Annotated in this window: 18 protein-coding genes and 2 tRNA genes; 3 read left to right on the forward strand and 17 right to left on the reverse strand. The window is 70.9% G+C overall.

Annotated features, from left to right (window positions below):
• Positions 1-28: 28 nt before the first annotated feature.
• From GVL05_RS07500 to leuC, 4 genes are all read right to left on the reverse strand, one after another.
• On the reverse strand, positions 29-802 hold the full coding sequence (locus tag GVL05_RS07500) for a 1-acyl-sn-glycerol-3-phosphate acyltransferase (RefSeq protein WP_159572579.1): 774 nt from the start codon (positions 800-802) through the stop codon (positions 29-31).
• A gap of 98 nt (positions 803-900) precedes the next feature.
• A complete protein-coding gene (murA, locus tag GVL05_RS07505) occupies positions 901-2,268 on the reverse strand; it encodes a UDP-N-acetylglucosamine 1-carboxyvinyltransferase (protein WP_111086050.1) in 1,368 nt (455 codons plus the stop codon).
• Positions 2,268-2,864 (reverse strand): 3-isopropylmalate dehydratase small subunit, encoded by a 597-nt coding sequence (leuD, locus tag GVL05_RS07510; RefSeq protein ID WP_111086049.1) that lies wholly within the window; start codon positions 2,862-2,864, stop codon positions 2,268-2,270. Before leuD ends, murA begins: the two co-directional genes overlap by 1 nt.
• Complete coding sequence (gene leuC / locus GVL05_RS07515) at positions 2,864-4,324, reverse strand: 3-isopropylmalate dehydratase large subunit (RefSeq protein ID WP_111086048.1); 1,461 nt, start codon at positions 4,322-4,324, stop codon at positions 2,864-2,866. Before leuC ends, leuD begins: the two co-directional genes overlap by 1 nt.
• A gap of 167 nt (positions 4,325-4,491) precedes the next feature.
• On the opposite strand from leuC, the gene GVL05_RS07520 reads away from it, so the two are divergent.
• Positions 4,492-5,559, forward strand: a complete 1,068-nt coding sequence (locus GVL05_RS07520) for an FUSC family protein (protein WP_131846386.1) — start codon at positions 4,492-4,494, stop codon at positions 5,557-5,559.
• 115 nt (positions 5,560-5,674) lie between these two features.
• On the opposite strand, the gene GVL05_RS07525 is transcribed toward GVL05_RS07520, so the two are convergent.
• The 12 genes from GVL05_RS07525 to GVL05_RS07580 form a co-directional block, all read right to left on the reverse strand.
• Positions 5,675-6,280, reverse strand: a complete 606-nt coding sequence (locus GVL05_RS07525; RefSeq protein WP_123937670.1) for a histidine phosphatase family protein — start codon at positions 6,278-6,280, stop codon at positions 5,675-5,677.
• Positions 6,277-6,666, reverse strand: a complete 390-nt coding sequence (crcB, locus tag GVL05_RS07530) for a fluoride efflux transporter CrcB (RefSeq protein WP_111086045.1) — start codon at positions 6,664-6,666, stop codon at positions 6,277-6,279. The genes GVL05_RS07525 and crcB overlap by 4 nt, the downstream gene beginning before the upstream one ends.
• On the reverse strand, positions 6,663-7,106 hold the full coding sequence (locus GVL05_RS07535; RefSeq protein WP_159572581.1) for a CrcB family protein: 444 nt from the start codon (positions 7,104-7,106) through the stop codon (positions 6,663-6,665). Before GVL05_RS07535 ends, crcB begins: the two co-directional genes overlap by 4 nt.
• A gap of 136 nt (positions 7,107-7,242) precedes the next feature.
• Positions 7,243-7,650, reverse strand: coding sequence for a RidA family protein (locus tag GVL05_RS07540; RefSeq protein ID WP_159572583.1), 408 nt, complete (start codon positions 7,648-7,650; stop codon positions 7,243-7,245).
• 67 nt (positions 7,651-7,717) lie between these two features.
• Positions 7,718-7,793 (reverse strand) — tRNA-Glu (locus GVL05_RS07545).
• 33 nt (positions 7,794-7,826) lie between these two features.
• Positions 7,827-7,902: transfer RNA gene (locus GVL05_RS07550), tRNA-Glu, on the reverse strand.
• 423 nt (positions 7,903-8,325) lie between these two features.
• Positions 8,326-8,961 carry an MBL fold metallo-hydrolase gene (locus GVL05_RS07555; RefSeq protein ID WP_159572584.1) on the reverse strand — a complete coding sequence of 212 codons (636 nt, stop codon included), beginning with the start codon at positions 8,959-8,961 and terminating at the stop codon, positions 8,326-8,328.
• 129 nt (positions 8,962-9,090) lie between these two features.
• Complete coding sequence (locus tag GVL05_RS07560; RefSeq protein WP_159572586.1) at positions 9,091-10,143, reverse strand: LacI family DNA-binding transcriptional regulator; 1,053 nt, start codon at positions 10,141-10,143, stop codon at positions 9,091-9,093.
• A 21-nt stretch (positions 10,144-10,164) separates the two neighbouring features.
• On the reverse strand, positions 10,165-10,635 hold the full coding sequence (locus GVL05_RS19975; protein ID WP_200849176.1) for a hypothetical protein: 471 nt from the start codon (positions 10,633-10,635) through the stop codon (positions 10,165-10,167).
• A 5-nt stretch (positions 10,636-10,640) separates the two neighbouring features.
• On the reverse strand, positions 10,641-11,552 hold the full coding sequence (locus GVL05_RS07570) for a carbohydrate ABC transporter permease (protein ID WP_194673456.1): 912 nt from the start codon (positions 11,550-11,552) through the stop codon (positions 10,641-10,643).
• A complete protein-coding gene (locus GVL05_RS07575; RefSeq protein ID WP_235035900.1) occupies positions 11,549-12,466 on the reverse strand; it encodes a carbohydrate ABC transporter permease in 918 nt (305 codons plus the stop codon). Before GVL05_RS07575 ends, GVL05_RS07570 begins: the two co-directional genes overlap by 4 nt.
• A gap of 216 nt (positions 12,467-12,682) precedes the next feature.
• The gene (locus GVL05_RS07580; protein ID WP_123294821.1) at positions 12,683-13,966 is read right to left on the reverse strand and encodes an ABC transporter substrate-binding protein; all 1,284 of its coding nucleotides are present in this window, start codon (positions 13,964-13,966) and stop codon (positions 12,683-12,685) included.
• A 295-nt stretch (positions 13,967-14,261) separates the two neighbouring features.
• Here GVL05_RS07580 and GVL05_RS07585 point away from each other — a divergent pair, with 295 nt between their 5' ends.
• The gene (locus GVL05_RS07585) at positions 14,262-15,581 is read left to right on the forward strand and encodes a glycosyltransferase (protein ID WP_159572590.1); all 1,320 of its coding nucleotides are present in this window, start codon (positions 14,262-14,264) and stop codon (positions 15,579-15,581) included.
• Between the two features lie 162 nt (positions 15,582-15,743).
• On the opposite strand, the gene GVL05_RS07590 is transcribed toward GVL05_RS07585, so the two are convergent.
• Positions 15,744-17,036, reverse strand: a complete 1,293-nt coding sequence (locus GVL05_RS07590; RefSeq protein WP_159572592.1) for a glycosyltransferase family 2 protein — start codon at positions 17,034-17,036, stop codon at positions 15,744-15,746.
• Positions 17,037-17,218: 182 nt separating this feature from the next.
• On the opposite strand from GVL05_RS07590, the gene GVL05_RS07595 reads away from it, so the two are divergent.
• On the forward strand, positions 17,219-17,443 hold the full coding sequence (locus tag GVL05_RS07595) for a hypothetical protein (RefSeq protein WP_159572594.1): 225 nt from the start codon (positions 17,219-17,221) through the stop codon (positions 17,441-17,443).
• The last annotated feature ends 120 nt before the right edge of the window (positions 17,444-17,563 follow it).

The following is a 17,563-nucleotide window of genomic DNA, read 5'->3' on the forward strand; positions in this document are numbered from 1 at the left end:
GTCGGGACGATCGTCGTGCGGGCGGAGGTCACTCAAACCGGCCGGTCTCCTTCTGGTTGTTCGCCGCCGGGTCCCAGCGGGTCGTCGGGGCCTGCTCGCCACGGAGCTGCTCGAGCAGCGACGTGATGCGCTGCATGAGCAGCTCGGTGGCCTCGATCAGCATCTGCTGGTCGATCGGCCGGCCACGGTAGGCGGACAGGTCGACGGGGGCGCCGACGATGACGTCCACGCGCGACCGCGGGAACAGGCGGAGCTTGTTGGAGTAGCGCGCCATGATGCCCTGCGTGCCCCAGTGGGCCATCGGGATCAACGGCACGTCGTTCTCGAGCGCGATGCGGACGGCACCGGTCTTGCCGCGCATCGGCCACAGGTCGGGGTCGCGGGTGAGCGTGCCCTCGGGGTAGACGATGATCGCCCCACCCTGCTCGATGAGGGACCGCCCGCCGCCGAGCGGGTCGCTCAACCGGGTGCGGCCGGAGCGCTCGACCGGGATCTGGCCCATGCCGGACATGAGCTTGCCGAAGACGGGCACCTTGAACAGCGACGCCTTGGCCAGGAACCGTGGGGCCCGCCGACTGATGTAGACGGCGGTGCCCACGACCAGCGGGTCGATGTTCGTGAAGTGGTTCGGGGCGAGCACGAAGGCACCGTCTGCCGGCAGGCGGTTCGGGCCGTACCAGTGGTAGTTCGACGAGAACCGGAACGTCGGGATGACGAACGACGCCACGATGCGGAACGCGGGGTTGAGCTCCCCACGCTTCCAGCGCCGTCCACGCACCGGCAGGCCGGTCGCGACCTGCACGGCGGACGCACCACGGGCCTCCCGGCCATCGCCCTGGCGCGACGGGCCGTCACCAGGACGCGACGGACCGTCACCCGGCTGCGGAACCGACACCGCGACTAACCCGCGAAGTCGAAGTCGGCGCCCAGCTTCCGCAGCTTCGGGATGAAGTGCTCGTAGCCGCGGCTGATGATGCCGACGTTGGTGATGTGGGACTCGCCGTCGGCGGTCAGGGCCGCGATGAGGTGGCTGAAGCCACCGCGGAGGTCGGGGACCCGGACGTTCGCCGCGTGCAGCGTCGTCGGACCGGTGATGACCGCGGCCTGCTCGAACGGGCGACGGGCGACACGGCGGTCGTGCCCGGGCAGCCCCTCCTTGTGGACGACGATGTCGGCGCCCATCTCGTTCAGTGCGTCGGTGAAGCCGAAGCGGTTCTCGTACACGGTCTCGTGCACGATGCTCTGCCCCTCGGCCTGGGTCAGCGCCACGACGAGCGGCTGCTGCCAGTCGGTCATGAAGCCGGGGTGCACGTCGGTCTCGATGACGACGGGCTTGAGGGTGTCGCGCTCACGGTAGAAGCGGATGCCGTCCTCTTGCACGTCGAAACCGCCGCCGACCTTGCGGAAGACGTTGAGGAACGTCATGAGCTCCTGCTGGTTCGCGCCCTCGACGAAGATGTCGCCGTCGGTGGCGAGCGCGGCGGAGGCCCAGCTGGCGGCCTCGTTGCGGTCGTTGATCGCACGGTGCGTGTAGCCGCGCAGCGACTCGACGCCCTCGATGAAGATCACGCGGTTCGGCTCGACGGACACGATCGCGCCCATCTTCTGCAGGATCGCGATGAGGTCCATGATCTCGGGCTCGATCGCCGCGTTCCGCAGCTCCGTGACGCCGGTCGCCAGGACGGACGACAACAGGACCTGCTCGGTCGCGCCGACGCTCGGGTACGGCAGCTCGATGGACGCGCCCTTCAGCCCGTCCGGGGCCGTCAGGTGGATGCCGTTGACCTGCTTGTCGACGACCGCACCCATGGCGCGGAGCGCGTCGAGGTGGAAGTCGATCGGGCGGTCGCCGATGCGGCAGCCGCCGAGGTCGGGGATGAACGCCTCGCCGAGCTTGTGCAGCAGCGGGCCGCAGAACAGGATCGGGATGCGGCTCGAGCCAGCGTGGGCGTCGATCTCGGCGAAGTGCGCCGACTCGACGTTGGCCGGGTCGAGGATGAGCTCGCCTCGTGCAGGATCGGTGATGCGCACGCCGTGCACCTCGAGCAGCCCACGGACGACCTTGACGTCGGAGATGTCCGGGACGTCCTTGAGGATCGACGGGGTGTCACCGAGCAGCGACGCCACCATGGCCTTGGTCGCGAGGTTCTTCGCCCCGCGGACCTCGATGCGCCCCACGAGCGGCTTGCCCCCGCGGATGACGATCTCGTCCGACTTGAGGCCCACGCGCGCCCCTGCGGCCGCTGCGTCCTGTACGAGAGAGTTCACTACTTCACCGGCAATGTCTTCGGCCGCCAACTGGAGCGGCGGGATTCGAACTCCGTGATCGAGGTCTCGTCACGGAGGGTGAGCCCGATGTCGTCGAGCCCTTCCATCAACCGCCAACGAGTGTAAGCGTCGATCTCGAAGGGGACGTCCACATCCCCGAGCGACACGCGCTGCGCCACCAGGTCCACGGTCGCCGACACCCCCGGGTTCCGCTCGATCTCGGCCCAGAGCCGCTCGACTTCCGATTCGGTCACGATCGCGGTGACGAGGCCCTGCTTGCCCGCGTTGCCCTTGAAGATGTCGGCGAACCGGGGCGAGATGACGACCGCGAAGCCGAAGTCACGCAGTGCCCAGACCGCGTGCTCACGGGACGAGCCGGTGCCGAAGTCCGGGCCGGCCACCAGGACCTTCGCGCCCTGGTACTCGGGCTGGTTCAGCACGAAGTCGGGGTCCTGGCGCCAGCCGGAGAACAGGGCGTCCTCGAAGCCGGTCTTCGTGACGCGCTTGAGGTAGACCGCGGGGATGATCTGGTCGGTGTCGACGTTCGACCGCTTGAGCGGGGCGGCGATGCCGGTGACGGTGGTGATCTTGTCCATCAGAAGGTCCCCTCGGTGGTGTTCGCTGTGTCGGTCACGTTCGCCAGTGCGTCGTCGGTCGCCAGGTCCCACGGGCTGGACAGCGTGCCGCGGATCGCGGTGGCGGCGGCGACGAGCGGCGACACCAAGTGGGTGCGCCCGCCCTTGCCCTGGCGCCCCTCGAAGTTGCGGTTCGACGTGCTCGCGCAGCGCTCCCCCGGTGCGAGCTGGTCGGGGTTCATGCCGAGGCACATCGAGCAGCCGGCGAACCGCCACTCGGCGCCGAACTCCTTGATGACGACGTCGAGCCCCTCGGCCTCGGCCTCGAGCCGCACCCGGGCGGACCCCGGCACGACCATGACCCGGACGCCGTCGGCCTTCTTGCGGCCCTGGATGATCGACGCGAAGGCCCGCAGGTCCTCGATGCGCGAGTTCGTGCACGAGCCCATGAAGACCGCGTCGACGGCGATGTCCTTCATCGGGGTGCCGGCGGCGATGTCCATGTAGTCGAGGGCCCGCTGCGCAGCGGCCTGGTCGTTCGGGTCTTCGAAGTCGAGAGGCGAAGGCACGTTCTCCGACAGCGAGACGCCCTGGCCGGGGTTGGTGCCCCAGGTGACGAAGGGCTCGAGGTCGTCGGCGTCGATGAAGACCTCGGCGTCGAACACTGCGTCGTCGTCGGTCGCCAGGGTGTCCCAGTACGCGACGGCGTCGTCCCAGTCGGAACCGGTCGGGGCGTGGTCGCGGCCCTGCACGTAGTCGTAGGTGATCTGGTCGGGGGCGACCATGCCGGCGCGGGCACCGGCCTCGATCGACATGTTGCAGATCGTCATCCGGCCCTCCATCGAGAGCGCACGGATCGCGGAACCGCGGTACTCGAGCACGTAGCCCTGTCCGCCGCCGGTGCCGATCTTCGCGATGACCGCCAGGATGATGTCCTTCGCGGTCACGCCCGGACGCAGCGTGCCCTCGACCGTGATCGCCATCGTCTTGAAGGGCTTCAGCGGCAGGGTCTGCGTGGCCAGGACGTGCTCGACCTCGGAGGTGCCGATGCCGAACGCCATCGCGCCGAACGCCCCGTGGGTGCTGGTGTGCGAGTCGCCGCAGACGACGGTGATGCCGGGCATCGTCAGGCCGAGCTGCGGGCCGACGACGTGCACGATCCCCTGCTCCTTGTCGCCGAGGGAGTGCAGGCGGACCCCGAACTCCTCGCAGTTGCGGCGCAGGGTCTCGATCTGGATGCGGCTCGTCGGGTCCGCGATGGGGCGGTCGATGGCGAGCGTCGGGGTGTTGTGGTCCTCGGTCGCGATCGTCAGGTCGAGCCGGCGCACCGGGCGCCCGGCCTGGCGCAGACCGTCGAACGCCTGCGGGCTCGTGACCTCGTGCACGAGGTGGAGGTCGATGTAGAGGAGGTCCGGGTTACCGTCCTCACCCTTGACCACGACGTGGTCGTCCCACACCTTCTCGGCGAGCGTCCTACCCATGAGCTCGACTCCCTCGTTCTCGTCGTTGCGCCGCGACCGCGGCACGATCAGGCGACTCTACCATTGGTATACCAACGCGTCGTCGCGTTCTCCACGCGGTGCGGCGGTCGACCGGGAGGCCCGTGGCGACTCGACGACACCCGTCGCGGTGGGAAGATGGTCGGGACATGACGACACCTGCGCACTCGACCCGGACGATCAACCTCGAGGGCGCGGCACGCGCAGCGATCGCGGGCGGTGCACCACTGGCGCTGCTCATCGCCCTCGGGATGCCGGGCTACGCCGCGTTCGCGATGTTCGCCGGGTTCACCGCGATCTTCGGGGCGACCGAGCCGTACCGGCAGCGCGCCGTCACCACGGGCGTCGCGGGTGCGCTGCAGACCCTGTGCATGTTCGCGGGCATCGGCGTCGCCCTGCTCGGCTCCCCGCTCTGGCTGCAGGCGACCGGACTCGTCGTCGTGCTCGTCGTCGCGGTCTGCACCCTGTCGACCCTGCGGACGATCCCCGCGCAGCCGATCTTCCCCGTCTTCGCGTTCGTGGTCTCCGCCCTCGTGCCGCTCAGGCCCGCGGACGTCCCGCTCGTCGCCACGATCATCGTCTGCTCGGTCGTCTGGGCGTGGCTCGTCGCGATGTCCGGGTTCGTCATCCGGCACGTGTGGCACCCGCGCGCCCCGCACCGGTTCCGGCCGCTGGCGCCGCTCAAGGAGCGCGGCTTCGGCATCCTCCGCACGGCCGCGCTGTGGGAGACCGTGGCGCTCAACGTCGTGGGGTCACTCGTCGCCGGCGCGGTGGCGTCGACCATCCCCTGGCTCGGGCACCCGTACTGGGCCGTCATCGCGGTGGTGTCGACCCTGCCCGCCCTCCGCCAGCGGCACACCGTGATCCGGGCGTTCCAGCGCTTCATCGGCACGATCGGCGGCACCGTGATCGCCGTCGGGATCCTGCTGCTCGAGCCGTCGGCGTGGTGGATCGTCGTCATCGCCGTCGTGGGGCAGTTCTTCGCGGAGATCTTCGTCGCCCGGAACTACGCCGTCTGCCTGCTGTTCCTGACCCCGCTCGCCCTCGCCGTGTCGTGGCTGAGCCTGCCCGAGGCCCCGGAGCTCCTCGCGCTCGACCGGGTCGCGCAGACCACCCTCGGTGCGCTCGTCAGCGTCGGGCTGTTGTTCGTGGGGCGTGCGATCGAGCGGCGGCGCGGCCGAGCCCTGGGTGCCACGAGCGCGATCCGTACCGTCTGAGTACCTGGAGACCCGTGCCGTACCTGGTCGTTCCGGGCACACCTGGTCGTTTCTTCTGACCAGGTATGCCCGATTCCACCGACCATCGCGCGCGTTCGGGGAAAGAACGGGCGCGTCAGTCGCGGGGCTGGATGTTCCAGGCGTCGATGACCGGGCGGCCGTGCTCGTACCCGAGGACGCTGACCGATGCGGTACCGAGCTTCAGTACGGCACCGTCCTGCGGCGCGAGCCGGATCCACGCGGCGCCGAGGGCACGCAGCACGTGGCCGTGCGCGACGAACACGGCGTCCTGGCCCTCGGCGAGCACCGGACGAGCGCGGTTCAGGATGCGCTCGACGCGGACCCGGACCTCGGCGGCGTTCTCACCGGGGGTGTCACCGGCAGGTACTCCATCGGTCCAGAGGTCCCACGGCCCGTGGCGCAGCACCTTGATCTGCGGAGTGGTGAGCCCTTCGTACGCGCCGTAGTCCCACTCGTACAGGTCCTCGTCGAGCTCGGGGTCGACGCCGATCAGGTGCGCGGTGTCGCGGGCACGCTGCAGCGGACTCGACAGGGCCAACGCGAACGAGCGGTCGGCCAGGTACCGGCCGGCGCGCTTCGCCTGCTCGACACCGTTGTCCGTCAGCGGGATGTCGGTGCGGCCGGTGTGCTGCCCGCTCTTCGACCACTCCGTCTCTCCGTGACGGACGAGGACGAGTTCGCCGGGGCGTTCCGAGGTCATGAGTTCCTTCCGATCCAGAGGCCGAGCGCAGCTGCGCCGACCGAGACGACGAGCATCCCGAGGCCGTGCAGGACGGCGAGCCGGGGCTTGCCGGATCGGAGGAGCTGGACGGTCTCGACGCTCGCCGTCGAGAACGTCGTGTACCCACCCATCATGCCCGTCCCGAGCACCGCGACCGCCGGGAGCGGGATCGTCCCGGCCTGCCCGAGGCCGGTGAGCAGGCCGAGGACGAGCGATCCCGACACGTTGATCAGCACGGTCCCGAGCGGGAACCCGGCAGTCCGCGAGCGGGACGTGCGCGTCTTGACGAGGCCGTCGAGCAGGAACCGGAGCGCGGCTCCGACTCCCCCGCCGACGGCGACGAGCAGCAGGTCGAGCGGGTTCACGACGCGCCTCCGTCCCGGCCGGTCGGACGCGGTCGGAGCCGCCCGGCGATCAACACCCCGAGCGCGACGGCGACGAGCCCGAGGACGACGGACAGCAGCGCGTACCCGCTGCCCGCACCCCACCGGCCGACGTCGAGCAACTGCGCGGTGTCGTCGGCGAGCGTGCTGTACGTCGTGAAGCCGCCGAGCACGCCGGTGCCGACGAACAGCCGGAGCGTGCGGCGCCCCTCGACGTCGGGCCCACGCATCGCGAGCGCCTCGAGCAGGAGCCCGAGGCAGAAGGCCCCGACGACGTTGATCGCGAGGATCAGCCAGCTGATGCCGTCGTGGCCGGGGAACGCCTCGGCGAGCAGTGCGCGGATCGCGGTCCCGATCGCGCCGCCGAGTGCGACGAGGGCGAGGAAGCGCCAGCGGAGGTGCGGCGGTCGCGCATCGGTCATCGGTACTCCTATCGCCGAGCACGCCGGATCGTCTCCGCGCGTGCGGTGTTCTCGGGATAGGGACCGTTGGCGCCTCGTGCGCGGTTGGGTCCGGCAGGCCCCACTGCCGGGTCTGACGACCCGTCCAGCGTACTGCTCAGTCGACGACGGCGGCGATCGCCTCGACCTCGACGAGCTGGTCGTCGTAGCCGAGGACGGTCACGCCGAGCAGCGTGCTCGGCACGTCGTGGTCTCCCATCGCGGCGCGGACGACGTCCCAGGCGGCGACGAGGTCCTGCTGCTCGGTCGTCGCGACGAGCACCCGCGTCTGGACGAGGTCGTCGACCCCCGCGCCGGCGGCTGCGAGCGCCGTCCGCAGGTTCGCGATGCACTGCGCGGCTTGCCCGGCCACATCACCGACGGCGACCGTCGCGCCGTGCTCGTCGAGCGGACACGCCCCCGCGAGGAACACGAGCCGTGTCCCGGCCGCCACGGTGCACGCGGAGGCGTACTCCGCGACGTCACTGAGCGCTGCGGACCGGATGAGCTGGACGGCACTGGACACGGAAGCAGCCTGGCACACGACGACGAAACCCCCGGCGAGCCGGAGCTCGTCGGGGGTTTCGTGGTGCTGGTGACCCCAGCGGGATTCGAACCCGCGTTACCGCCGTGAGAGGGCAGCGTACTAGGCCGCTATACGATGGGGCCGCGGCTGTTGTCGGACTCGGAGCATGTCACCTGTGGTGACCCCAGCGGGATTCGAACCCGCGTTACCGCCGTGAGAGGGCAGCGTACTAGGCCGCTATACGATGGGGCCGTTCCGACAACTCGACAAGTATTGCACAAGCCGCGCATCGCGCCAAAACGAGGCGTGTCGCCCGGGTGTGCCGCCATGCCGCGCTCGGCATACGGTGCTCGCTGCGCTGCAGATTCCGACGGAACACCGGTTGAACGACGCGCGTTCTGTCGCAACATGCACGCGCATCCGTTGCGTGCGCATCGAGCGACGAAACACCCGTCGAACGACGCGCGCTCTGTCGCAACATGCACACGCATCCGTCGCGCGGCCGTGGACGCGACCGCCCATCGGACGGGAGGCGCGGGGCGTTCCCCCCCCACGGGCCTCCCGTCCGACCGCGCGCACGTCCGGAGCCGCGCTTCGTGAGCAGGAATGGTCGCGTCGGTCGGTCCCACCCGACCATTTCTGCTCACGAAGCGACCACGGCGCGGTCCCGCGCGGTCAGATCGTGAGGGACTCCCCCGGCCGCAGGATCTCGAGCACGCCGCTCGGCGTGAGCGCCTCGCGGAGCCGACCGGTGTGCATGCCGTAGCCGATGTCGGAGAGCGTGGCCTCGTGGATCGGGTAGGCACGGGCCGGGGCGAGCGCGGCGACGTAGTCCATCATCTCGGCGACCTTGAGCCACGGGGCACCGACGGGTGCGGCGAGGACCTCGACGGGCACGCCCGGGTCGGTGTACGAGTCGCCGGGGTGGAAGAGCGTGCGGTTCACGAGCACGCCGGTGTTGTCGACGATCGGCACCGAGGAGTGGATGAGCTGGTGCCGCGTGCCGTGGAAGTCGAGCTCGAACGGGCCGACGGTGCGGTGGTCGCCGTCGGTGACTACCTCAACCGCGATGCCGGAGTCGGCGAGCGCCGCGCGGACGCCCTCGGGGCCGAACACCACGGCGTCGGGGTTGGCGGCGAGGATCCGTTGCAGCTGCTCGGGCGTGACGTGGTCGGGGTGTTCGTGGGTGACGACGACCGCGACGACCCCGGTCGCGTCGACGGGGCGGGTGAAGTCGCCCGGGTCGAGCACCAGGCGGGCATCGCCGTCCGACAGGATCTGGCAGGCGTGTTCGAGCTTCGTGACCTCCATGCGGGCGACGCTACCCGCGGCGGGCCGGGCGGGCTCGGGCGGGGGCCGACTCGGAACGACGTTCCTGTTGTCGTGCGACATCGGGATCGTCGTTCCGAGTCGATCGCGCCCACGCACCACCACACACCCTCACCCCGGCGGCGGCCCCGTCGTCCCCCGCACCACCAGGTGCGCCGGCGCCGCGACGATCGCTCCGGCAGCGCCGCCGTCGACCTCTGCGAGTACCGCCCGCGCCGCGGCCCGCCCCTGCGCCTCCGGGTCCTGTGCCACGGTCGTCAGGCCCACGGTGGCGCCGTACTCGTGGCCGTCGATCCCGATCACGGAGACGTCCCCCGGCACCGACAGCCCGGCCTGCCCGGCGGCAAGGAGCACCCCGAGCGCCATCTCGTCCGACGCGCACAACACGGCAGTCGGGCGATCGAGCCCGGCCCCAGCACCAGCACCAGCACCAGCACCAGCAGCGGCACCGGCGCCCCCGCCGAACAGCGCGTTCCCCGCCGCCAGCCCACCGGCGAACGAGAACCGCCCGTCGAGCAGCCACCGGTCCGGCACCGCGTGTCCGGCGGCCCGCATCGCGTCGACGAACCCGTCCCGTCGCAGGTGCGGCACCGCCACGTTCATGCCGGCCTCGTCCTGCCCGCCGACGTAGGCCACCCGTCGGTGTCCGAGTCCGCACAGGTGGTCGACCGCGATCCGGGTGACGGCTCGGTCGTCAACCCCGATGTTCCGCAGGCCCGGTGCGGGTCCGCCGATGACGATCATCGGGTGCCGGGTGAGTTCGAGCTCGGCACGCTCGGTCGCGTCCAGCACCAGGGACAGCAGGACGAGGGCGTCGACACGGTGCCGCAGCATCGAACGCCGGAACGCCCGGTCGCGGTCGCCGCCCGGCCCGCCCAGGTTGTAGAGCACGAGGTCGTACCCGGCCCGCCGGAGTTCCGCGTCGACGCCGCCGAGTGCCTTGACGTAGAACCACCGGTCGATCACCGGGACGACGACGCCCACGGCGCGCTGCCGCCCGGTGGCGAGGCCGGCCGCCGCCGAGCTCGGGACGTACCCGAGTTCGTCGGCGACCCGACGCACCTCGTCGATCGTGGTCTCCGCCACGTTCTCCATGCCGCGCAGCGCTCGCGACACCGTGGACTTCGACAGTCCCGTGACGGTCGCGATCTCCTGGATCCCCATCGATGCGACCCGGGAGGCCCGTCAGCCGTCCGTACCGTGTGTCACGCCCGCCGGACGGTCGGCTGCAGTGCCGGGGGCGGCTTGTGCGACGGCCGCTGCGGTCCGGCGCGCCCGGTGCGGTGCACGACGACCCGCTGGTGCGAGCTCGTCCCACCCGCTGTGCTGGTGCACCCGCCCGTCCGCCGAGGGCCGTGGCTGACGACGGGTGTCGTCGCCGCGAGCGGTGCGGACGGGGGCGACGGCAGGAGCGGCACCGATGCCGTCGGTGGCCCCGTCGACGACCGCGTGGCGGCGGAGTACCCGCACCCGCCACCGGTCGAGCGCCACGACCCCGAGCACGCACACCAGCAGGGTGAGTGCCCAGCCGAGTGCCGGTCGACCGGTGACCTCGCAGAACACCGTGGCGCCGAGGAACAGGATGCCGAACATGCCGACGAAGCCGATCGCCTCTTCGATCCGGGCCGTGGGCCGGGTGGGTCCGCGCTGTGCCATGGTCGTCAGCCCTTCACGCCACCGGCGGTGAGGCCGGCCACGATGCGTCGCTGGAAGATGAGGACCAGGATCACGAGCGGGATCGTGACGATCGTGCCTGCGGCCATGACCGCCGTGTACGGCTCCTGGTGCGGCTGCGACCCGGCGAACGAGGCGATCGCCACGGTCACCGGCTGCGTCGCGTCGCTCGAGAGCTGCGAGGAGATCAGGTACTCGTTCCAGCTGGAGATGAACGCCAGGATCGCCGTCGTGAACACCGCGGGGGCGGCGAGCGGCAGGATGATCCGCCGGAACGCCTGCACGCGGGTGCAGCCGTCGATGCGCGCTGCTTCCTCGAGGTCCCACGGCATCTCGCGGAAGAACGACGCGAGCGTGTAGACCGTCAGCGGCAGCACGAACGAGATGCTCGGCAGGATGAGCGCCTGGTAGGTCCCCATCCACCCGATGTCCGTGAAGAGCTGGAACAGCGGGGAGATGAGCGCGACCCCCGGGAACATCGACGCCGCCAGGATCGCGCCGGCGATGAGCGACTTGCCGCCGAACTCGAGGCGGGCGAGGGCGTACGCCGCCGTGGTGCCGACGAGCAGGGCGATGATCGTCACGACGCCGCCGATGAGCAGGCTGTTGGCGAGCGCCCGCCCGAGGTGGTTGCCGAGCGACGTGGAGAACGCCGTGGCGTAGTTGTCGAGCGTGACGTGCGTCGGCCACGGGGTGGCGTCGAACGTGAACCCGACGTCGCGGAAGCTCGTCACCACCATCCAGTAGAACGGCAGGAGGCACCACACGGCGATGACGATCGCCTGCACGGCCGTGCGGACGCGGGGGCCGGTGTCGCGGCGGACCCGGACTTCGGCGCGTGCGCTAGCACGTTCGCCGGGGACTGGCACTGACCGGGGGCGGTCTGCTGCGAGGGTCACTTGAGTTCACCCTTCTGCTGGGCGGCCTGCGTCTGCACGACGTTGGCGCCGAGGAACCGGACGAAGACGAACGCCACGATGAAGATCACCAGGAAGGTGATGGTCGACAGGGCCGACGCGGAGTTGAAGCCCTGCCGGATCTGTTCGACGACCAGGATCGACAGGGTCGTGGTGGCGTTGCCGGAACCACCGCCACCGCCGGTGAGGATTGCGGGCAGGTCGTACATGCGCAGCGCGTCGAGCACGCGGAACAGGATCGCGACCATCAGCGCGGGCTTGATGAGCGGCAGGGTGATGAGCACGAAGCGCTGGAACGTCGACGCGCCGTCCATCTTGCCGGCCTCGTAGACCTCCTCCGGGATCAGCTGGAGCCCCGCCAGGATGAGCAGCGCCATGAACGGCGTGGTCTTCCAGGTGTCGGCGATGATGACCGCCCACCGGGACGCCCACTCGCCGCTCGTCCAGAGGATCTGCTGCCCGAGGACGTGGTTCAGGACGCCGTTCGCGTCGAAGATGAAGTACCAGAGCTTCGCGGTGACGGCCGTCGGGATCGCCCACGGCACCAGGATCGCGGCACGGACGAGCGCGCGGCCCTTGAAGTTGCGGTTCATGATGATCGCCATCCACACGCCGATGGCCGTCTCGAACGCCACGGTGACGACCGTGAAGAAGAACGTGTTGCCCATCGACACCCAGAACTGGGAACCGAGGCTGCCGGGCGGGCACGTGACGTTGCCGCACTGCTGGCCGAGCCAGTGCGCGTAGTTCGTGATGCCGGCGAAACCGCCTTCCACGAACAGCTGCGTGGTCTTGTCGAGGCCCTGGTCGAGCTGGAACGACTGGATGATCGCGCTGACGACCGGGTAGCCGATGACGATCGCGAGGAGCAAGATCGTCGGGCCGATGAGGTACACGGCCCACCGGCCGTGCTCGGCGTTGAGTCCGCCCTTGCGCCGTTGGCGCTTCGGTTCCGTGCCCGTCGGGTTGGGGATGGCTGCGGGGATCTCGGTTGCTGCTGACACGTGTCGGCCTCCTTGCCGGGGGTGTCGGAACGCAAGTAGGGGCGGACTGGAGGCACGTGCCGGGATGGCACCGTGCCTCCAGTCCGATGCGGCGTGAGCCGCGTGTCGCTAGCTGCTGGTCGCCGCCTTGAGGGCGTCCTGCATGTCCTTCATGGCTTCGTCGACCGACTTCGATCCCTTGAGCGCCGCGTAGGTGTTGTCCTGGATCGCCTTCGTCACCGCCGGGTAGAACGGCGTGACCGGCCGCGGCTCCGCCGACTCGATCGACTTGAGCAGGGTCGGCAGGTACGGCAGCTTCGCCGTCAGCTCGGAGTCGGTGTAGAGGTCACCGACGACCGGGGCGAGCGAACCCTGCGTTGCGAAGAACTTCTGCGTGTCGTTCGAGATGAGGAACTCGAGGAAGTCGTGCGCCGTCGCCTTGTGCTTCGAGTACACGCTGATCGCGGCGTTGTGGCCGCCGAGCGTCGAGGCGCCGGTGCCGTCTGCACCCGGGATGGGCGCGATGCCGAACGTGTCCTTGACCTTGCTCGACCCGTCGGTCTTCGCCAGGTTGTAGACGTACGGCCAGTTGCGCAGGAACAGCAGCTTGCCGGCTTCGAACGCCGTGCGGCCCTGCTCCTCCTGGTACGTGATCGCCTCGGCCGGGATGTTCCCGTCCTTGAACGCGTCGACCAGGTTCTGCAGGCCGGCCTTGGCGTCCGAGGTGTCGACGTCCGGGTCCCCGCTCTTGCTGAGCACCGAACCACCGGAGCCGTTGATCGCCTCGGAGGCGTTCACCGTCAGGCCCTCGTACTTTGCGAACTGCCCGGCGTAGCAGCCGATGCCCTTGTCCTTCGCGATCTGGCAGTCGGCCATCATCTCCTTCCACGTGGTCGGAGGCGTCTTGACGAGGTCCTTGCGGTAGTAGAGCAGTGCGCCGTCCGAGGTCTGCGGGGCGGCGTAGAGGGTGTCGTTGTAGGTCGCGGTCTTCACCGTGGCCGGCAGCAGCTTCGAGGTGTCGATCTTCATGTCACCGGTCAGCGGCGTCAGCCAGCTCTTCGCGGCGAACTCGGCGGTCCAGACGACGTCCACGTCGACGACGTCGTAGTTCGCGTCCTTCGCCTGGAAGTGCTGCACGAGGTCGTCGTGCTGCTGGTCGGCCTGGTCGGACTGCTCCTTGAAGGTGACCTTCTCGTCGGGGTGGGCCTTGTTCCACTTCGCGATCAGCGGGCGGACGACGTTCGAGTTGTCCTTGCCCTGCACGTACGTGATGGGCCCGCGGCTGTCCTGGCCGCTCTTGGCGTCGTCTGAACCGGCGCCGGAGCTCCCGCTCGAGCAGCCGGTGAGCACGAGGCCGATGACGGCGACCCCGGCAACGGATGCGAACCGCACCCTGGAGCGTGTTGTCTTCACAGCGTTGTCTCCTCATTGAGATCACCAGGGGGCATCGATCGGGTTCGACGACACTGCCCTGGAGCAGGCGCCGCTGCCTGCTGGTGGAGGAAGCTACGCCCGCCGCAGGGGTTCCGCAACCGGTTGCATCGGTTCCGTGACCTGAGCGTGACCTTGGAAGTCCCGGAGACTTCCTGGGTGAGCGCTCACCCTCGTTCGAGGGACCCCTGCGCGCCACTGCGGAACTCCGCATGAACCCCGCCACTGGGGTCCCGCGCCGTTGTCCGCACCCACGGCCCCACGTAGCGTCCACGACATGGCCACCCTCCACCCCGCCGACACCGTGCCCGCACCGCGCCGTGTCATCGGCGTCGACCTCGACGCCCCGCTCCCCCGTCTCGTCGCCGACGAGACCGGCGAGTCCGCCATGGTGATCGGCTACCGCGGCGGCCACCCCACCGGCACCCTCGACGTGCTGCTCACCGACGACCCCGCCGACGCGGCCCGCGCCCTCGAGGCGCTGCAGGAGACCGTCCTGGCCGAGGTCCCCGCGGTGTCCGACGACGACCTGCCGACCATCTCGGTCGTCGTGTCCACGATCGTCGACCGCGTCGAGGACCTCGGCAAGCTGCTCGACGTCCTCGAGCACCTCGACTACCCGCGGCACGAGGTCATCCTCGTCGACAACCGCGTCCGCGTCCCCGCCGGCGACGCGCTGCCCGCGATGCTCGCCGGGCGGAACGTCCGCCTCGTCGAGGAACGCCGCCCCGGTCTGTCCGCCGGACGGAACGCCGGTGTCGCCGCCGCGACCGGCGACGTCATCGCCTTCACCGACGACGACGTCCGCGTCGACCCGCAGTGGCTCCGCGCCATCGGGTCCCGGTTCGTCAGCGAGCCCGACCTGGACGCCGTCACCGGCGTCATCCTGCCGAGCGAGCTCACCACCCCCGCCCAGATCTGGTACGAGGCGTACTACGGCGGGTTCAGCGCCGAGCGCACCTTCTCGCCCGTGACGATCGTCCCGGACGACGTGCAGGGCACCATGCGGCACGCCCGCGTCTCGGCGGTCACCCCGTCCGGCGAGGTCCTCAAGCACTTCGCCGTCTACGGCATCGGCGCGTACGGCGCCGGCGCGAACATGGCCTACCGTCGCACCCTGATCGAGGCCGTCGGCGGCTTCGACCACACCCTCGGCGCCGGCTCCCCCGCCCGTGGTGGCGAGGACCTGGCGATGTTCATCGAGACGCTGTGGCGCGGTGGGAAGATCGGCTTCGAGCCCCGCGCGGTCGTGCACCATCGGCACCGCCAGACCATCGAGGACCTGCACAAGCAGCTGCACGGCAACGGCGTCGGCTTCACCGCGCTGATGTTCGCGCTCGCCGCGAAGGACAAACGGCACGTCGCCGTCCTCGCACGCCTGATGCCGCTCGCTGCGAAGGTCAAGTCGAAGCAGATGCTCTCCCGCCTGGCCGGACGCCGGGACGCCGCGACCGAGGTCACCAACGACGCCTCGACCACGCGCATCCCGAAGACCCTGGCGTACCACGAGCTGCGCGGGTTCCCCGCCGGCCCGGCCGCCTGGTTCCGCAGCCGACGCCGCTGGCGCGACGTCGAGGCCGGCCGCTTCCGGCCGTAGTCGCGCAGCGTGACGGACGGGAGGCCCGTGGCAGTGTCGCCACGGGCCTCCCGTCTGTTCCGACGCGCACGCGGAACGCGACAGAGCACGCGTCGATCGACGCGTGCTCTGTCGCAAACCGGGTGCGGCGACTCCGCCCAGCCGCGCCCGGCGCCCCGCGCCTCAGCGCGCGGTCAGCCGCCCGGCCACGTACCGCCACGGCCCGCCCAGCGCCGCCGTCAGCTCGGCGCGCTTGAGCCCGCGCGTCGCCTCGGTGAACTCGGCGTCGACGGGCCAGCCGCCGCTCGCGTCGACGGGGCGCTCGTCGGCACCCTGCCCGAGCGCGCCGAGCCGGCGGAGCGCGCCGGCCGCACGCCGCAGCACCGCGAACGCCGTCGAGGGCCGCAGCACGAGCTTCGTCACCCAGGCGCCGAGCCCGGTGCCGTAGCCGATCGCCTGCGAGCGCAACGCGGCGCGGTCCTTGCGGTGCTCGTGCCAGACGACGGCCGAGGGCTCCACGGCGAGCGCCCCACCGGCGAGCAGGACGCGGGTGAACAGGTCGGGGTCCTCACCGGCTCGGGCGCGGGTGCCGGGGCCGAGGGCGACGTCGAAGCCGCCGAGCTGGCGGACGGCGTCGCGGCGCACGGACATGTTCGCGCCCGTGCCGAACGCGCCGACGGTGAAGGGGAACAGGGGCTCGTCGACGGGCGGGGCGGACGTGCGGTACACCCGGCGCTCGAGGTTCCGCGCCCAGGTCACCCGCTCGTCGAAGAAGCGCTGTGTGGGGGTGCGGAGCTCGCCGCTGGGGACGAGTCCGGTGACGCACCAGACGTCGGCGTCGCGCTCGTAGGCGGCGGCGATGGCGGCCATCCAGTGGCGGTCGACGACGACGTCGTCGTCGATGAACGCGACGATGCCGCCGGTGGCGCGGGCGAGTCCGGCGTTGCGGGCCCGGGAGACGCCGGCACGTGCCTCGAGGACGTAGTGCACGCGCGGGTCGTCGACGGCGGCCACGACGTCGCGGGTGCCGCTGGTGACGGGGGCGTTGTCGACGACGAACAGCTCGAAGTCGTCGTACGCGGAGTCGAGGACGGAGCGCACGGCGCGGGCGAGGGCCACGGGCCGCTCACGGGTGCCGATGACGACGGAGACGCGTGCGCCGTCCGCGGGGGCGTCGACCGGGAGGCCCGGGGCCGGCAACCGACGCAGGGCCGGTCCCAGCTCGGCCGGGTCCACCGCCCCGCGGTCGTCGACGCGCACGTCGACGAACCCCGCGACGTCGCGGCCGTCGCGCACCATGAGGCGGGCGCGGCGGAAGCCGCCGGCGCCGGCGAGGTGCACGGTGTCGGCGGCGAGCGCCGCCGACCGGTCGACGGCGCCGACCCAGGCAGCTCCGACCCAGGTGGGGGCGTCGGGCGAGGGCATCGCGGGGTCGAGCGTGAGGGCTCGTTCCGCGGTGGTGGTGTGGTCGGTCATGTTCGTCCCGTCGGGCCGGTCTGGTCGGGTGGACGTGGCAATGCTCCGCGCGCGTCGACAGGGGGTCAACCGCGATGCTCGGAGGATGCGGGGAGGCTGCGGTTTGCCGCCACTAGACTCGCGGGAGACGCCGGTCGACCCGCCGGTGCGACCCCGGTCCCCGCCGGACACGAGGAGGACGCATGCCGCTGGCCCGAACGATGGACCGGCTCGGCCTGACCAGGCGTCCACGCCCGACGTTGCACCTGGTTCCGGACCCCGACGCGTCCGACCTCGTCGTGGTGCACCTCGATGCCGACGACGCCGCGTGCGGCACGTGCGGGCACGCCCAGGCGGCACACGAGCACTACCGTCCGGGCACGGACTGCGCGCTCTGCGACTGCCCGAAGTTCCGCCGCGCCCGCTGACGAGATCCCCCTCGCGCGATCCCCCTCGCGACCCCCCTCGATCGGGGGGCGCCTGCGGGAAACCGCCGTTCCCCCGCAGGTGGTCCCGACCTCCCTTGTCGGTGCTGCCGGGCCCGCTTA

The organism is Curtobacterium sp. 18060 (assembly GCF_902706105.1).
Taxonomy (GTDB): domain Bacteria; phylum Actinomycetota; class Actinomycetes; order Actinomycetales; family Microbacteriaceae; genus Curtobacterium.

Bases quoted from the DNA above. Each gene is read 5' to 3' on its own strand.
- GVL05_RS07560 (WP_159572586.1), bottom strand. From the start codon at position 10,143: ATGGGGATCCAGGAGATCGCGACCGTCACGGGACTGTCGAAGTCCACG.
- GVL05_RS07525 (WP_123937670.1), bottom strand. From the start codon at position 6,280: ATGACCTCGGAACGCCCCGGCGAACTCGTCCTCGTCCGTCACGGAGAG.
- GVL05_RS07595 (WP_159572594.1), top strand. From the start codon at position 17,219: ATGCCGCTGGCCCGAACGATGGACCGGCTCGGCCTGACCAGGCGTCCA.
- GVL05_RS19975 (WP_200849176.1), bottom strand. From the start codon at position 10,635: ATGGCACAGCGCGGACCCACCCGGCCCACGGCCCGGATCGAAGAGGCG.
- GVL05_RS07590 (WP_159572592.1), bottom strand. From the start codon at position 17,036: ATGACCGACCACACCACCACCGCGGAACGAGCCCTCACGCTCGACCCC.
- GVL05_RS07585 (WP_159572590.1), top strand. From the start codon at position 14,262: ATGGCCACCCTCCACCCCGCCGACACCGTGCCCGCACCGCGCCGTGTC.
- leuC (WP_111086048.1), bottom strand. From the start codon at position 4,324: ATGGGTAGGACGCTCGCCGAGAAGGTGTGGGACGACCACGTCGTGGTC.
- GVL05_RS07555 (WP_159572584.1), bottom strand. From the start codon at position 8,961: ATGGAGGTCACGAAGCTCGAACACGCCTGCCAGATCCTGTCGGACGGC.
- GVL05_RS07520 (WP_131846386.1), top strand. From the start codon at position 4,492: ATGACGACACCTGCGCACTCGACCCGGACGATCAACCTCGAGGGCGCG.
- GVL05_RS07535 (WP_159572581.1), bottom strand. From the start codon at position 7,106: ATGACCGATGCGCGACCGCCGCACCTCCGCTGGCGCTTCCTCGCCCTC.
- leuD (WP_111086049.1), bottom strand. From the start codon at position 2,864: ATGGACAAGATCACCACCGTCACCGGCATCGCCGCCCCGCTCAAGCGG.